The organism is Kitasatospora sp. NBC_00070, from assembly GCF_045041205.1.
Classification (GTDB): Bacteria; Actinomycetota; Actinomycetes; order Streptomycetales; family Streptomycetaceae; genus Kitasatospora.
The window spans coordinates 7,021,356-7,034,678 of the sequence record NZ_CP108247.1; the positions used below are offsets into that span (position 1 = coordinate 7,021,356).

The following is a 13,323-nucleotide window of genomic DNA, read 5'->3' on the forward strand; positions in this document are numbered from 1 at the left end:
GGCGGCTCCGGTGCGAACGGGGAGGCACTCGGATGGCAGGGCAGCGGGTACGCGACGACGGGGTGGCCGAGCCGGTCCGCCGGGGATCGGTGCAGGCCGAGCGGGACGTGAACGGACGGTACCGCTGGTCCCTGAAGGCTCCGAACGGCCGGATCGTGGCGGTCTCCGCCTCGGTGTACGAGACCCCGGAGCAGGCCCGGCAGGTCTTCGAGGGATTACGCGGGGCGGCACCGGGCCTGGTGGTCCGGATCACCCACGTGCGGGACGGGATCGGCTGGATCTGGGTGGTGCCGGGACCGCGCGGGGTGCCGGACGCCCGGTCGCACCGCACCTACGAGCGCTACGCCACCTGTCAGAACGCCTTCCGTCGCTTCGTGGCGCTGCTGGAGCGCTCGGAGGGCGTCGAGATCTCGGTGCCGCGCGATGGGTTCTGACACCGGGTCGGGCCCCCGGAGAGGCCCGAGACTGGTCACCGTCCGGTTGGGCGGCGGGCGGGTCGGCTGGCTGCTGGCGGCCGCGAACGGCCGGCAGCTCGCCAGGTCGGCGGTGACGTACCGGAGCGAGGCGGAACTCGACGAGGCGGTCCGGCAGTTGTTGGTGGAGCGGGCCGCGCTGCGCTACCTGGTGCAGCAGGGCGGCGACCGGTCCTGGGGCTGGTCGGCGCTGCTGCCGGTGCGCAGCTCGGGGCAGGTGACCGGCGAGGCGGTGGCCCGCAGCGCGCGGGGCTATCTGCGCCAGGACCAGTGCCGGCAGGGGATGGCGAGCTTCCAGTCGATGCTCCAGCAGCTGCGTGCGGTCCGGGGCGCCGGGTGACCGGGAGGTTGCCGATCCCTCCCCGAACCGCCACCTGGAGAAGAACGGTCCACTCGTGAAGAGAAGTTGACAGAGTCGTGGTGAAGCCGAACCCACCCGGCCCGGCCTCGGGCTAAACCCCGGGGCCGGGCCGGATTCGGGTCGGCGGGCGGAACCGGCCCGGTCCGGAGGGACCTTCCACCGGCACGTGCCACCCGGCAAGTATCGGAGCCGCCGGACGGACGGCCGCCGAGTGCGGACGCCGCCGGTGCTCCCGACCGGGCCCCGGGCCGGGAGCGGATGAATTGATGCTCGCTCCTACCGGAGGAACACCAAATGCGTCACACCGCTGCCAAGCTGGTCGCCGCCGTCGCGGTCACCGCCGCCACCGTCCTCGCGGCAGTTCCCGCCCAGGCCGCCGACCCGAGCCCGATCCCGAACGCCGTCGACATCGTCGGCACCGGCTCGGACACCACCTCGACCTACCTGTCGCAGGTCTCGGCCGACTACAACGCCTCCATCGCGGGCGCTCCGGCCAGCACCCCGCGGCTGTACAGCTGGGAGCCGCTCGGCACCTCCCCGATCACCCCGAAGACGGGTGGGGCCAGCATCGCCCGTCCGAACGGCTCCGGCGCCGGCATCACCGCGCTGATCAACAACACCTCCGCCACGGTCGACTTCGCCCGCTCCTCGCGTGGCCGTCAGGCCAGCGACCCGGCCTCCATCCTGTTCGTGGCCTTCGCCAAGGACGCGGTGACCTGGTCCGCCAAGGCGACCGGCGGCCACGCTCCGGCCAACCTGACCACCGCCCAGCTCAAGGGCATCTACGAGTGCACCATCACCAACTGGAGCGCCGTCGGCGGCACCGCCGGCACCATCAAGCCCTTCCTGCCGCAGAACGGTTCGGGCACCCGCACCTTCTTCCTGCAGGCCATCGGTGGCGCCACCCCGGTCGTCCCGGGCGCCTGCGTGACCAGCGGCCCGCAGGAGAACACCGGCACCACCGCGGTGCTGGACGATGTCGACGCGATCTTCCCCTACTCGGTCGCGCACTACATCTCCCAGGTCTTCGGCGGCCACAGCACGGCCACCGACGCCCCCGGCCCGCTGACCCTGCGCAACGTGAACAGCGTCGTGCCGGTCAACCCCACCACCCACGTGATCAACGCCCCGTTCGCGGGCAGCGCCTACGGCCGCGTGATCAACAACGTCGTCCGGACCAACGACTGGAACACCGCCGGTGCCTACCAGACCACCCTCAAGGGCATCTTCGGCCCGGCCGGCTGGATCTGCACCCACCCGGCGACCATCACCAACTACGGCTTCCTGACCCTGCCGGGCACCGCCTGCGGTACCACCAGCTGATCACCACCCCGCACCACCCGACGGCCGAGCCCGCAGGGGCCCGGCCGTCGGCCTGCCCGGCCCCGCAGTGCCCTCAGCAGAACCGCCCGCACCCGAAGGAGCACGCCATGAACCGCCTCCGTACCCGTCTCGCCCTCGCCGGTGCCGCCGCGCTGGCCGCCGTGACCACCTTCTCCGGCCTGACCGGTACCGCCGTCGCCACCGAGGTGCAGGCCGCCCCGGCCACCCAGGCCCAGACCGCCCCGGTCACCTCGATCGGCACCGCGCTGATCCGCGAGGACAGCGACTTCCTGCGGCGCAGCGCCGAGGCCGGCATCTTCGTGGTGCCGCTGCCGCCGGGCACGGTCGGCTTCGACCCGGCCGCGGGCTTCTCGGGCACCTTCCCGGTCACCGGTGCGACCGGCGTGCTGCGGGAGTACTACGGCAACGTCCAGCTCGGCGGCAGCCTGCTGGCGGTCAACGTCCGCACCGGCCGCACGGTGCTGTTCCAGCAGCTGGCCTTCGACGTCGACAACTGGCAGCTGACCGGCGTGCCGCTGGGCAGCACCGCCCCGGTCGGTCTGCTGGAGCCCACCGAGAGCTCGCTCGTGGTGAACGGCGCCGTCAACTCGCTGACCTCCACCGGCCTGGCCGTGAACGCGTCGGGTGCGCAGTACCTGGACAGCAAGCTGGCCACTTCGTTCTTCGCGGCCGGCAGCCAGATTGGCTCATTCGCGCTGAACTACACCCAGCCCGCCGCCTGATCCGTCGTGCCGGAACGGGCCCGTGACGCCATTTTCGGTGTCACGGGCCGTCGGGCATTCCGGTACTGCGCTGGCAAGTTGGGGCCTTATACATCTGAATGGTCATCAACTGTCATATCCACATGGGGAAATACCGAAGTCTCGATCCCGGTGGGTCCGGTTTCGGACAGCGGTGATCGGATCAGCGAAAGGACACCCCATGAGGCTCCGCAGACCGGGCAACCCCGCGCGTCGGCGGCTGGCGAAGATCTTTGCCGCCGCCACCGTCGCCTGGGCGGCGGCACTCACGATGGTGGTGCTGCCCGGAGCCCTGGGCCCGGCGCCCGAGGCGCACGCGGCCGGTGGCGTGACGGTGCCGGGTCCGCCGGTGTGGAACCCGGCGGACTGGACCACCGGTGAGCGGGGTTCGGTCACCCTGGACACCACCGGCAACCTGGGCAACGAGCGGGTCCGGGTCCGCTGGGCCGGCTTCACCCCGAGCGCGTTCACCTGGGGCGACCCGGTGGACGTCGCGGTGGTGGGCTCCACCCAGATCCTGTACTCGGTCCGGGTCTACCAGTGCCGGGGCACCGACCCGAAGCCGACCGACTGCTACGGCAGCACGGTGTACAACGGCGATCAGGCCAAGGGCTTCGAGCAGGTGATGGCGCAGGGCGCCACCACCCCCGAGTTCCCGAGCAACATGGTGATCGCGGCGACCAGGCCGGACGGCACCGGCGAGGCCGAGATCGAGCTCTGGACCTCGCAGCAGAGCCAGACCCTGGGCTGCGACGCCGCGCACGCCTGCTCGCTGGTGGTGGAGCCGCAGTACGGCGGTGACGCGATCGGCGCCTACCAGAGCCCGGCCGGCACCATCAACTGCGACGACCACTCGGGCGACAACGACGGTTTCTTCAACACCGCCTCGGACGGTTCGTTCTGGAAGAACGTCGGCACGCCGTACAACACCGGCGAGACCTGCGCCTGGAACCAGCGGGCCGTGGTGCCGCTGCACTTCGCCGCCACGCCCAGTGACTGCAAGGCCGGCGGCGACGCGTTCGCGATGGCCGGTCTGGAGATGGCCAACCGGGCGGTGCAGCAGTGGCGGGCCGGATTCTGCGGCGGCGACCAGCCGCTGAACCTGGGCTACGTGTTCGGCGGGGGCGAGCCGCAGGCCCGGGCCGCCTTCCTGGAACGCCGGGGCGCCGACGTGGCGTTGACCGCGCGACCGGACCGGAGCCCGGCCGCGCGCCCGTACGTCTACGCGCCGCTGGCCACCACCGCGATCTCGGTGGTCTATGTGATCGACGACGCCACCAGCCGCCGTCAGATCCGTCAACTGAAGCTGAACGCACGGCTGTTGGCGAAACTGCTGACCCAGTCCTACGACCTGCAGTACGGCGCCTCGATCCCCTCGGTGGACGGCAACCCGAAGTGCGTCTTCCTGGACCCGGAGTTCCTCAAGCTCAACCCGGTGGACGCGGTGAACGGCCCGGTCTGGCCGGACTGCGGTTCGGGCGGGAACAAGGCCGAGACCACCCCGATCGTGATCGGCGGCACCTCCGACCTGGTGTACCAGCTGACCGCGTGGATCGCCGCCGACCCGGACGCGGCCCAGTTCCTCGGCGGTGCGAAGGACCCCTGGGGCATGCGGCTGAACTCCTACTACCTGCGCTCCAGCTTCGCCGGCTACCCGGTCGACAGCTTCGTGCCGCAGGACTTCAGCGGCCCCGGCAACTGGAAGCAGTACGAGTGGAACCCGCTCAGCGGCGGGCTCGGCGCGGTGTCCCGGAACGTGCTGGAGAACCGGGCCACCTGCAGTGACCCGAACATCGACAACACCGGCGCGCACCCGAAGTGCGCACCGGAGCCGATCGGCCAGCGCGCACTGTTCGCCGTGCTGGACGCCGGCCAGGCCAAGGCGTACTCGCTGCCCGAGGCCGCACTGGCCAACCCGGCCGGGGAGTTCGTCACCCCGTCGACCGGGGCGCTGCAGGCGGCGGTCGCGGTGATGCCCACCGATCCGGTCACCGGCACCCAGCAACTCCCGTACGGCGATGGCGGTTCGGCCTTCGCCGGGGCGAAGGCGGCCTACCCGCTGACCGCCGTGCAGTACGCGATGCTGCCCACCAGCGGTCTGGACGGCGGCAAGGCGGCGGCCGTGGCCAAGTTCGTCCGGCAGGCCACCGACCTCGGCGGCGGGCAGATCTACGGCACCGCGCCCGGACTGCTGGCGCCCGGCTTCCTGGCGCTGACCGAGGCCCAGTCCGCGCAGGCGAAGGCCGCGGCCGGTCATGTCGGCGCGCAGGACTCGGCGCTGCCGGGCAACCAGGTCACCTCGAGCGATCCCGGTGGCACCAGCGGCGGCGGCTCCGGCGGCACCACCACCGGTGGCCAGTCCGGCTCCACCGGCGGGAGCGGTTCCGGCGGCAGCTCCGGTGGCGACAGCACGGCCGGCACCGGCGGGACTTCGGGTGCGGCAGCGGCTGCGGGCGGTCCCGCCCCGGTGGCCAACCCGGCCCCCTCGAACTCCCCGATCGCGGTCGCCCCGGTGGCGGCCGGCCGCCCCGGGCAGGACCGGGCGGGCGCGGCCCGGCTGATGCTGCCGGTGCTGCTGGTGATCGGCGGGGTGCTGCTGGTGGGCGGCCCGACCACGCTGCTGCTCAGCGGCACCGCGGCCGGTGGGCGGATCGCGGGCTGGTTCCGCCGGCTGTTCGGCCGGAGCTGAGACCGGTCGGGCCGGTCCGGGCGAAGCCGCCCGGGCCGGCCCGGAAGCGGGCCGAACCATGCTGCCCGGAAGCCCAGTTGACCGTCCCGAACGCTGCGGAGAACCCGTCATGACAGCAACCCTCCCCGCCCCGGCGGACCTCGAAGACCGACCACGGCGGATCAGCGCGCCGGTCTCCCGGGGTGACCGGGTGTTCCGGATCCTGCTGACCGCAGCGGGGCTCTCGGTCTTCCTGATCATGGGCCTGATCGCCTTCTTCCTGCTGCTGCGCGGCGGACAGGCGCTCCGGGTCACCGGCTGGTCCTTCTTCACCGAGCAGCGCTGGAACACCGCCGCCTACCAGTTCGGCATCGCGGCGGTACTGCCCAACGGCGTGCTGATCGCCGTGGTGGCGCTGCTGATCGCGGTGCCGGTGGCACTCTGCGCGGCCGTGTTCATCTCCGAGTACGCACCCGTGCGGGCCCGGAAGGCACTGATCGCGGTGGTCGACCTGATGGCCGCGATCCCGAGCATCGTCTACGGCCTCTGGGGCCTGTTCTTCCTCCAGCCGAGGATCATCGGCCTGTCCCGCTGGGCCTCCAACCACCTCGGTGACACCCTGCCGTTCCTCAAGGTGCGCACCGGCGACGTCGGGGCCTCCTACACCTCCTCGACCTTCATCGCGGGCGTGGTGGTGTCGCTGATGATCATCCCGATCGTCACCGCGCTCAGCCGGGAGGTGTTCTCGCAGGCGCCGCAGGGCGAGCGGGAGGGCGCGTACGCGCTGGGCAGCACCCGCTGGGGGATGGTGCGCACGGTGGTGCTGCCGTTCGGCAAGGGCGGCGTGATCGGCGCGGTGATGCTCGGCTTCGGCCGGGCGATGGGCGAGACCATCGCGGTCGCGCTGATCATCTCGCCGGCCTTCGTCTTCAAGGGCCACCTGCTGGAGAACGGGGCGAACTCGATCTCGGCGCTGATCGCGCTGCGCTTCGGCGAATCCGACGAGCTGTCACTCTCCGCCCTGATGGCGGCCGGACTGGTGCTGTTCGCCCTGACGCTGCTGGTCAACGTGGTGGCCGGCGTCATCATCAACCGCTCGCGCTCCGGCGCGGCGACCTCCGACTGAGCACCGAGGACACGGCCGATGACCGATATTGCCGAAGACACCAGCCCCTCCCTGACCAAGGCCGCCGAGGAGCCCGAGACCCGGATCAGGTTCGGCGGCGTCACCCGGGCCGATCTGGCCACCGCCGTCGGTGCCGCCGGCGGATCGCTGGGGCTGGACTGGCTGCTGTACGAGCGGATCCTGCCGTTCAGCGGTGCGTTCGGCTTCCTGCTCAGCTGGTACCTGCTCTTCCTGGCCTTCTACGGCGGCGCCGTCGCCGTGCAGTGGAACGGCCGGCTGGTGCGCGAGCGGCTGGTCGCCGCGCTGGCCTGGAGCTCGGGCGCGCTGGTGCTCGGGACGATCCTGGAACAGCTCGGGTTCCTGCTGGTGCACGGGATCACCGCCGCCCGGCACGCGAACTTCTTCACCCAGTCGATGGAGACCACCGCCGCACTCTCCCCGATCACCTCGGGCGGCGCGCTGCACGCGATCATCGGCTCGGTCGAACAGCTCGGCCTGGCCACGCTGTTCTCCGTCCCGCTGGGCATCGCCGCCGCCGTCTACATGTCCGAGGTGGGCGGCCGGTTCGCCCGGCCGGTGCGCACCCTGGTCGAGGCGATGACCGCGCTGCCCTCGATCGTGGCCGGGCTGTTCGTGCTCGGCGTGGTGATCCTCACCTTCGGGATGGAGCGGTGCGGCTTCGCCGCGTCGCTGGCGCTCACCGTGATGATGATGCCGATCATCACCAGGGCGGCCGAGGTGGTGATCCGGCTGGTGCCCGGCACCCTGCGGGAGGCGTCCTACGCGCTCGGCGCCAGCCAGTGGCGCACGGTCTGGAACGTGGTGCTGCCCACCGCCCGGCCCGGGCTCTCCACCGCCGTGGTGCTCGGGATGGCCCGTGGCGTGGGCGAGACCTCGCCGGTGCTGCTCACCTCGGGGCTGACCGCCTACTTCAACCTCGACCCGTTCCACGGCCAGCAGGTCAGCCTGCCGTTGTACATCTGGAACTACGTCCGCCAGCCCTACGAGGACATGGTGGCCCGGGCGTTCGCCGCCGGGCTCACCCTGATGGGCGTGGTGCTGGTGCTCTTCCTCGCCGCCCGCGCCCTCGGCGGCCGCCGCCCCGGCGAGCTGAGCAGCCGTCAGCGCCGGCTGATCAGCCGGGACGCCGCCGCGCGGCGCCGCCCGGCCCGGCCCGCCGTGGCCCTGGCCCGGGTGCAGTCGCCCGCCCCGGACGTCGCCGTGGCGCGACGTCAACCGAACGCCCCGGAGATCGCCGTGGTGCGGCCATGACGCGCCCCCGGCGGTTGTCCGACCCCGCTCCCGTACCGACCGACCACCCCAGAGGAGTCCCCATGCCGTGGGCATCCGCTCACCGGCCGCAGCGGTCCGCCGCCCTGCTGCTCGTCCTGTTGCTGCTCGCCGCCTCGGCGGCGCTCGGCCGGGCGACCCCGGCGTACGCCGCGACCTCGCTCAACGCGGACGGCTCCAGCTGGGCCGGACCGGCCATCGACCAGTGGCGCCAGGACGTGGTGCCGCAGGGCATCCAGATCAACTTCAACCCGGTCGGCTCGGCCGCCGGACGGAAGAACTGGGCGGCCGGGCTCAACGACTTCACCGCCTCCGACGTGCCGTTCCGCTCCAAGCTGGACACCGGGGCGAGCGGCGCGGTCGGCGGCTCGGGCGCGGCCGGCGCGGAGCGGGCGGTGTACGGCTACTCCTACGTGCCGATCACCGCGGGCGGCACCGCGTTCATGTACAACCTGGTGCTGGCCGGGAAGCGGGTCACCGACCTGCGGCTCTCCTCGGACACCCTGGTGAAGATCTTCACCAGCAAGATCGCCTTCTGGGACGACCCGGCCGTCACCAAGGACTACGGCCGGGCGCTGCCGCACGTGCCGATCACCCCGGTGGTGCGCTCCGACGGCTCCGGCGCCACCGCCCAGTTCACCCGCTGGATGCAGCACACCCACCGGGCCGAGTGGGAGGCGTACTGCACCGGGATCAACAGCGTCACCTGCGGCGACTACACCGAGTTCTTCCCGACCTCGGGCCGGATGGTGGCGCAGAACGGGTCCGACGTGGTGGCCAACTACATCAAGTCCCCGTCCGGTCTCGGCACCATCGGCTACGACGAGTACGCCTTCGCCAAGCGCAGCAACTGGCCGGTGGTCAAGGTGCTGAACGCCGCCGGGTACTACACGCTGCCGACCGCCTCCAACGTCGCGGTCGCGCTGACCGCCGCGAAGATCAAGGGAGTCGACGACCCGACCCCGCCGACCGACCCCAACTTCCTGCAGCAGAACCTGGACGACGTCTACAACATGGCCGACAAGCGGGCCTACCCGGTGTCCAGCTACAGCTACCTGATCGTGCCGCGCCAGGGCGTCGCCGACCCGGTGCCGCCGCGCTTCAACGACGCCAAGGGCAACGCGCTGAGCCGGTTCATCTCCTACGTGCTGTGCGCGGGGCAGGGCCAGGCCGACAGTCTCGGCTACTCGCCGATCCCGCGCGGCCTGGTGCGCGGCGGGATGCTCCAGGTCGGTCACATCCCGGGCAACGCCAGCCCGGTGAACGCCGACACGCTCGCCAACTGCGCCAACCCCACCTTCAACAGCGCCGGTGAGCTCACCGTGCTGGCGAACGCCCCGCAGCCGAGCCCCTGCGACAAGCTCGGCACCCCGCTGGACTGTGTGGTCAAGGACGGCCAGCCGGTCAGCAGCGGCAGCGCCGGCGGCAGCAACTCCGGTGGCACCAAGGGCGGTTCGACCGGCAGCGGGACGACCGGCGGGACCGGTGGCACCGGCGGTGCGGCCGCGGCCGGCGGCACCGCGGCCGACCCGAACGCGGCACCCCCGGCGATCGACCCGCAGACCGGTGAGGTGGTCGGAGCGGGCGGGGCCGGCGGTGGCGGCGGCAACCTCCAGGCCAGTGTGGTGGAGGTCGGCAACCGCAAGGACGAGTGGCTGCTCAGCACGCTGACCGCGATCGAACTGCTCGCCCTGGTCGCCGTGCCGCCGCTGCTCGGCGGCTGGCTGGCGGCCCGGCGGCGGAACCGGGGAGTGACGCGATGAGCGCACCGACCAGTGTGCCACCGACGGTCAGGCCCGAGCCGGGACCTGACGCCCCGGCAGCCGCCGCGCCGAGGGACGCCGGACCGCCGCCCGCCGCGCCGAAGCGGGCCGCCGTCCGCCCGCCGCTCGGCACGGCCCGGCGCCGGCTGGTCCAGGCGGGCTGGGCGACCACCTCGCTGGCCGTGCTGGTGATCGGCTTCGGGGCGTTCCTGCCCACCCTGTCCGGGCTCCAGGAGCAGCACGCGCAGGCCGCCGCGTACAAGACCCTGCGCGAGCAGTTCGGCACCGCGGTGGCCCCGACCGGGCCCACCGTCGACGGTGCACCGGTGGCGATGATCGACATCCCGGCGCTCGGCCTGTACGAGACGGTGGTGGTCGAGGGCACCACCGGCCGCGACCTGATGCGGGGCCCCGGCCACCGGCGGGACACCGTGCTGCCGGGCCAACAGGGCGTCAGCGTGCTGTTCGGCCGCCGGGTCAGCTTCGGCGCCCCGTTCGCCCGGATCGCCGAGCTGCACGAGGGCGACCGGATCGACGTCACCACCGGCCAGGGGAAGTCCAGCTACGTCGTCAACGAGCACGGCGAGGGCGGCAACCCGCTGACCGACCAGGCCGAGAACCGGCTGGTGCTGGTCACCGGTGACTCGGACTGGATCTCCTCCTCGACCGTGATGGTCGGTGCCCGGCTGCTCGGCGAGCCGTACGCCGACGCCGGCACCCGGGGCGCGCTGCGCCCCACCGACAAGGCGCTGGCCGCCGACCGGTCCGCGCTCTCGGCGCTCCAGCTCTGGACGCTGGGCCTGCTCGGGTGCGTCACGCTGACCACCCTGGCGGTCCGGCTCTGGCACCGCTGGGCGGCGTACCTGTGCTCGGCACCGGTGCTCGGCGCGGTGCTCTGGAGCTGCTACGAGAACGCCGCCGCCCTGCTGCCCAACCTGTACTGAAGCGCCCAACCTCTACCGAAGGACCATCGGGATGACCGACGCCATCGACACCGCCGTACTGCCCAGGACCGACGACTCGCTGTACGGCATCGAGACCCGGGGCGTCTCGGCCTGGTTCGGTGACCACAAGGTGCTGGACCGGGTCTCGCTGAGCATGACGGCCGGTCAGGTCACCGCCCTGATCGGCCCGTCCGGCTGCGGCAAGTCCACCTACCTGCGGATCCTCAACCGGATGCACGAGATGGTCCGCGGCGCGGGCCTGTCCGGTGAGGTGCTGCTCGCGGGCACCGACATCTACGCCACCGGGCGGCGGCCCGCCGACGTCCGGCGGCGGATCGGCATGGTGTTCCAACGGCCCAACCCGTTCCCGGCGATGAGCATCTACGACAACGTCGCCAGCGGCCTCAAGCTGGCCGGGATCAAGACCGACCGCGAACAGCGGGACCACCTGGTGGAGAGCAGCCTGCAGGCCGCCGGCCTCTGGCAGGAGGTGAGCAACCGGCTGCGCTCGCCCGGCGGTTCGCTCTCCGGCGGGCAGCAGCAGCGGCTCTGCATCGCCCGCTCGCTGGCCGTCTCGCCGGACGTGCTGTTGATGGACGAGCCCTGCTCGGCGCTGGACCCGACCTCGACCCGGCGGGTCGAGGAGACCATCGCCGAGCTGCGCGGCCGGCTCACCATCGTGATCGTGACGCACAACATGCAGCAGGCGCAGCGGGTCTCGCAGTCCTGCGCGTTCTTCCTGGCCAGCCACGACACCCCGGGCCGGATCGTCGAGGCAGGCCCCACCGACCGGCTGTTCGGTGCGCCGGCCGACCAGCGGACGGCGGACTACGTGAACGGCCGGTTCGGGTAGGGCGTGTCCTCGGTCAGCGCCAGGCGGCGGTCCCGGCGACCTGCGGACGCTGCCGGGCCGGGACGTGCGGGCGGTCGACCACGTGGTCGACCTCCGGGCCGCTGCCGACGGCGGCCTGCGCCCGGCGGGCGAGCAGGCGGCGATCGGTGCCGTGGTCGGTGGGCATCGGGGAGTGGAAGGTGACCTCGGCGACCAGGCCCCGGGCGGCCACCACCCGGCGGATGGACGGCAGCAGTTCGTCGTCACCGACGTAGGCCGGGGCGGTGCAGAGCCGGCCGTCCGGCTGCCGGTAACGGATCGTCACGGGCTGGACCGGGGCCGCCGCGTCGATCGCCGCCTGGAACGCCGCCGGGCGGAACTTCCCGCCCGCCTCGCCGCACCAGGTGCTGCCCTCGGGGAACGCGGTGATCGGCCGCCCGGACCGCAGTACGGCGGCCATCTCGGCCACTCGGTCCGGGAGTTGGCGCAGGTTGTCGCGGTCGATGTAGACCGTGCCGCCCCGCCCGGTCAGCGGGCCGAGCACCGGCCAGTCCCGGACCTCGGTCTTGGCCAGCATCGGCCCGGGCCGTACGGCGGTGAACAGCACGATGTCCAGCCAGGAGATGTGGTTGGCCACCCGCAGCGCGGAGCCCGGGGCGGGCACCCCGACGACCCGCAGGCGGACGCCCATCGCGGTCAGCAGCGACCTGGTCCAGAACCGGAGCGCCGCGTCCCGGAGCCGGGGCGCCCGGTCCCAGCCCCGGACCAGCACGACCACGGCGATCCCGGTCAGCAGGACGCCGAAGCTGCCGGCCCCGCGCAGCAGGCGCAGCGGTGCGGGCACGGTCGGCCCGGGGTCGGCGAGACAACTCTCCGGCGTGCAGGGGGCGGTGGGGAGCCAGCCGCTCACGGCGCGGTCACCCGCCCGCGCCGGCCGGGGTGCCGGCCGAGAGGAAGTGCCGCAGGTAGCGCGGGTCGGTCCGCTCCAGCGAGAGCAGCACGTACAGGTCGGCCACCCCGAAGTCCGGGTCGTACGCGGGCTCGCCGCAGACCCAGGCGCCCAGCCGCAGGTAGCCGCGGAGCAGGGCCGGGATCGTGGTCCGCTCGGGCCGCACCACGCCGGTCGGGTCCCACGGGCGGTGCGGGGTGACCCGGTACTCGGCCGGGGCCAGGTGACGGGCCGTCATGGCGTCCCAGACCCCGGCCGCGGTGGCGCCGCCGTCGGCCAGCGGGACGGAGCAGCAGCCGGCCACCCAGCTGTTGCCGGTGTCGACCAGGTAGCGGGCGATGCCGCCCCACATCAGGTTGATCACGGCGCCGTTGTCGCGGTGCCGGATGTCGATGCAGGACCGGCCCACCTCGACCAGGCCGGGGCGGACGGCCGCCAGGTTGGTCAGGTCGAACTCGGTCTCGGAGTACAGCCGCCCGGCCCGGGCCGCCGCCTCCGGGCGGAGCAGCCGGTAGGTGCCGACCACCTCGCCGGTCTCGTTCTCGCGCACCAGCAGGTGGTCGCAGAACTGGTCGAACGGGTCGATGTCCAGGCCGGGCACGGGGGTGTCCAGGACGGCACCCATCCCGCCGGCGAAGACGTCGTGGCGCAGTCGCTGGGCCGCCCGGACGTCCGCCTCGTCGGAGGCCAGCGACACCGAGTAGGCGGGGGCGGCGGTCGGGTGGGCGGCGGGTCGCGTGACGGTGGGGCGGGTCACGGTGGGGGAGCTGAGCGCGGTACCAAGGGCCATGACGGGGTTCTCCCAGGGCTTGGGTCGAGCGTGGCGATCGGTG

The 13,323-nt window shown here is 72.8% G+C and carries 12 protein-coding genes; 10 read left to right on the top strand and 2 right to left on the bottom strand.

The window, feature by feature from the left end; all coding sequences use genetic code 11:
- Positions 1-32 precede the first annotated feature (32 nt).
- The 10 genes from OHV05_RS31750 (at position 33) to OHV05_RS31795 (ending at position 11,562) form a co-directional block, all read left to right on the top strand.
- A complete protein-coding gene (locus OHV05_RS31750) occupies positions 33-434 on the top strand; it encodes a YegP family protein (protein ID WP_405020752.1) in 402 nt (133 codons plus the stop codon).
- Positions 424-813: a hypothetical protein gene (locus OHV05_RS31755; RefSeq protein ID WP_405020753.1), complete on the top strand. Its 390-nt coding sequence runs from the start codon at positions 424-426 to the stop codon at positions 811-813. Before OHV05_RS31750 ends, OHV05_RS31755 begins: the two co-directional genes overlap by 11 nt.
- Positions 814-1,128: 315 nt before the next feature.
- Positions 1,129-2,157, top strand: coding sequence for a substrate-binding domain-containing protein (locus OHV05_RS31760; RefSeq protein WP_405020754.1), 1,029 nt, complete (start codon positions 1,129-1,131; stop codon positions 2,155-2,157).
- A 107-nt stretch (positions 2,158-2,264) separates the two neighbouring features.
- On the top strand, positions 2,265-2,900 hold the full coding sequence (locus OHV05_RS31765) for a hypothetical protein (protein ID WP_405020755.1): 636 nt from the start codon (positions 2,265-2,267) through the stop codon (positions 2,898-2,900).
- Positions 2,901-3,099: 199 nt separating this feature from the next.
- Positions 3,100-5,607 carry a hypothetical protein gene (locus OHV05_RS31770; protein WP_405020756.1) on the top strand — a complete coding sequence of 836 codons (2,508 nt, stop codon included), beginning with the start codon at positions 3,100-3,102 and terminating at the stop codon, positions 5,605-5,607.
- Between the two features lie 109 nt (positions 5,608-5,716).
- Positions 5,717-6,712: a phosphate ABC transporter permease subunit PstC gene (pstC, locus tag OHV05_RS31775; RefSeq protein ID WP_405020757.1), complete on the top strand. Its 996-nt coding sequence runs from the start codon at positions 5,717-5,719 to the stop codon at positions 6,710-6,712.
- Between the two features lie 18 nt (positions 6,713-6,730).
- Complete coding sequence (gene pstA, locus OHV05_RS31780; RefSeq protein WP_405020758.1) at positions 6,731-7,984, top strand: phosphate ABC transporter permease PstA; 1,254 nt, start codon at positions 6,731-6,733, stop codon at positions 7,982-7,984.
- Between the two features lie 62 nt (positions 7,985-8,046).
- The gene (locus OHV05_RS31785) at positions 8,047-9,765 is read left to right on the top strand and encodes a substrate-binding domain-containing protein (protein WP_405020759.1); all 1,719 of its coding nucleotides are present in this window, start codon (positions 8,047-8,049) and stop codon (positions 9,763-9,765) included.
- Complete coding sequence (locus OHV05_RS31790) at positions 9,762-10,709, top strand: class E sortase (RefSeq protein ID WP_405020760.1); 948 nt, start codon at positions 9,762-9,764, stop codon at positions 10,707-10,709. The genes OHV05_RS31785 and OHV05_RS31790 overlap by 4 nt, the downstream gene beginning before the upstream one ends.
- A 31-nt stretch (positions 10,710-10,740) precedes the next feature.
- Positions 10,741-11,562, top strand: a complete 822-nt coding sequence (locus OHV05_RS31795) for a phosphate ABC transporter ATP-binding protein (RefSeq protein WP_403030761.1) — start codon at positions 10,741-10,743, stop codon at positions 11,560-11,562.
- Between the two features lie 13 nt (positions 11,563-11,575).
- Here the strand turns inward: OHV05_RS31795 and OHV05_RS31800 are convergent, their stop codons facing one another.
- Both OHV05_RS31800 and OHV05_RS31805 read right to left on the bottom strand, forming a co-directional pair.
- On the bottom strand, positions 11,576-12,451 hold the full coding sequence (locus OHV05_RS31800; protein ID WP_405020761.1) for a lysophospholipid acyltransferase family protein: 876 nt from the start codon (positions 12,449-12,451) through the stop codon (positions 11,576-11,578).
- 7 nt (positions 12,452-12,458) lie between these two features.
- The gene (locus tag OHV05_RS31805; protein WP_405020762.1) at positions 12,459-13,280 is read right to left on the bottom strand and encodes a GNAT family N-acetyltransferase; all 822 of its coding nucleotides are present in this window, start codon (positions 13,278-13,280) and stop codon (positions 12,459-12,461) included.
- Positions 13,281-13,323: the final 43 nt, after the last annotated feature.

What these genes read in the sequence shown, in the direction of transcription:
- OHV05_RS31750 (WP_405020752.1), top strand. Translation starts at nt 33, where the DNA reads ATGGCAGGGCAGCGGGTACGCGACGACGGGGTGGCCGAGCCGGTCCGC.
- OHV05_RS31755 (WP_405020753.1), top strand. Translation starts at nt 424, where the DNA reads ATGGGTTCTGACACCGGGTCGGGCCCCCGGAGAGGCCCGAGACTGGTC.
- OHV05_RS31760 (WP_405020754.1), top strand. Translation starts at nt 1,129, where the DNA reads ATGCGTCACACCGCTGCCAAGCTGGTCGCCGCCGTCGCGGTCACCGCC.
- OHV05_RS31765 (WP_405020755.1), top strand. Translation starts at nt 2,265, where the DNA reads ATGAACCGCCTCCGTACCCGTCTCGCCCTCGCCGGTGCCGCCGCGCTG.
- OHV05_RS31770 (WP_405020756.1), top strand. Translation starts at nt 3,100, where the DNA reads ATGAGGCTCCGCAGACCGGGCAACCCCGCGCGTCGGCGGCTGGCGAAG.
- pstC (WP_405020757.1), top strand. Translation starts at nt 5,717, where the DNA reads ATGACAGCAACCCTCCCCGCCCCGGCGGACCTCGAAGACCGACCACGG.
- pstA (WP_405020758.1), top strand. Translation starts at nt 6,731, where the DNA reads ATGACCGATATTGCCGAAGACACCAGCCCCTCCCTGACCAAGGCCGCC.
- OHV05_RS31785 (WP_405020759.1), top strand. Translation starts at nt 8,047, where the DNA reads ATGCCGTGGGCATCCGCTCACCGGCCGCAGCGGTCCGCCGCCCTGCTG.
- OHV05_RS31790 (WP_405020760.1), top strand. Translation starts at nt 9,762, where the DNA reads ATGAGCGCACCGACCAGTGTGCCACCGACGGTCAGGCCCGAGCCGGGA.
- OHV05_RS31795 (WP_403030761.1), top strand. Translation starts at nt 10,741, where the DNA reads ATGACCGACGCCATCGACACCGCCGTACTGCCCAGGACCGACGACTCG.
- OHV05_RS31805 (WP_405020762.1), bottom strand. Translation starts at nt 13,280, where the DNA reads ATGGCCCTTGGTACCGCGCTCAGCTCCCCCACCGTGACCCGCCCCACC.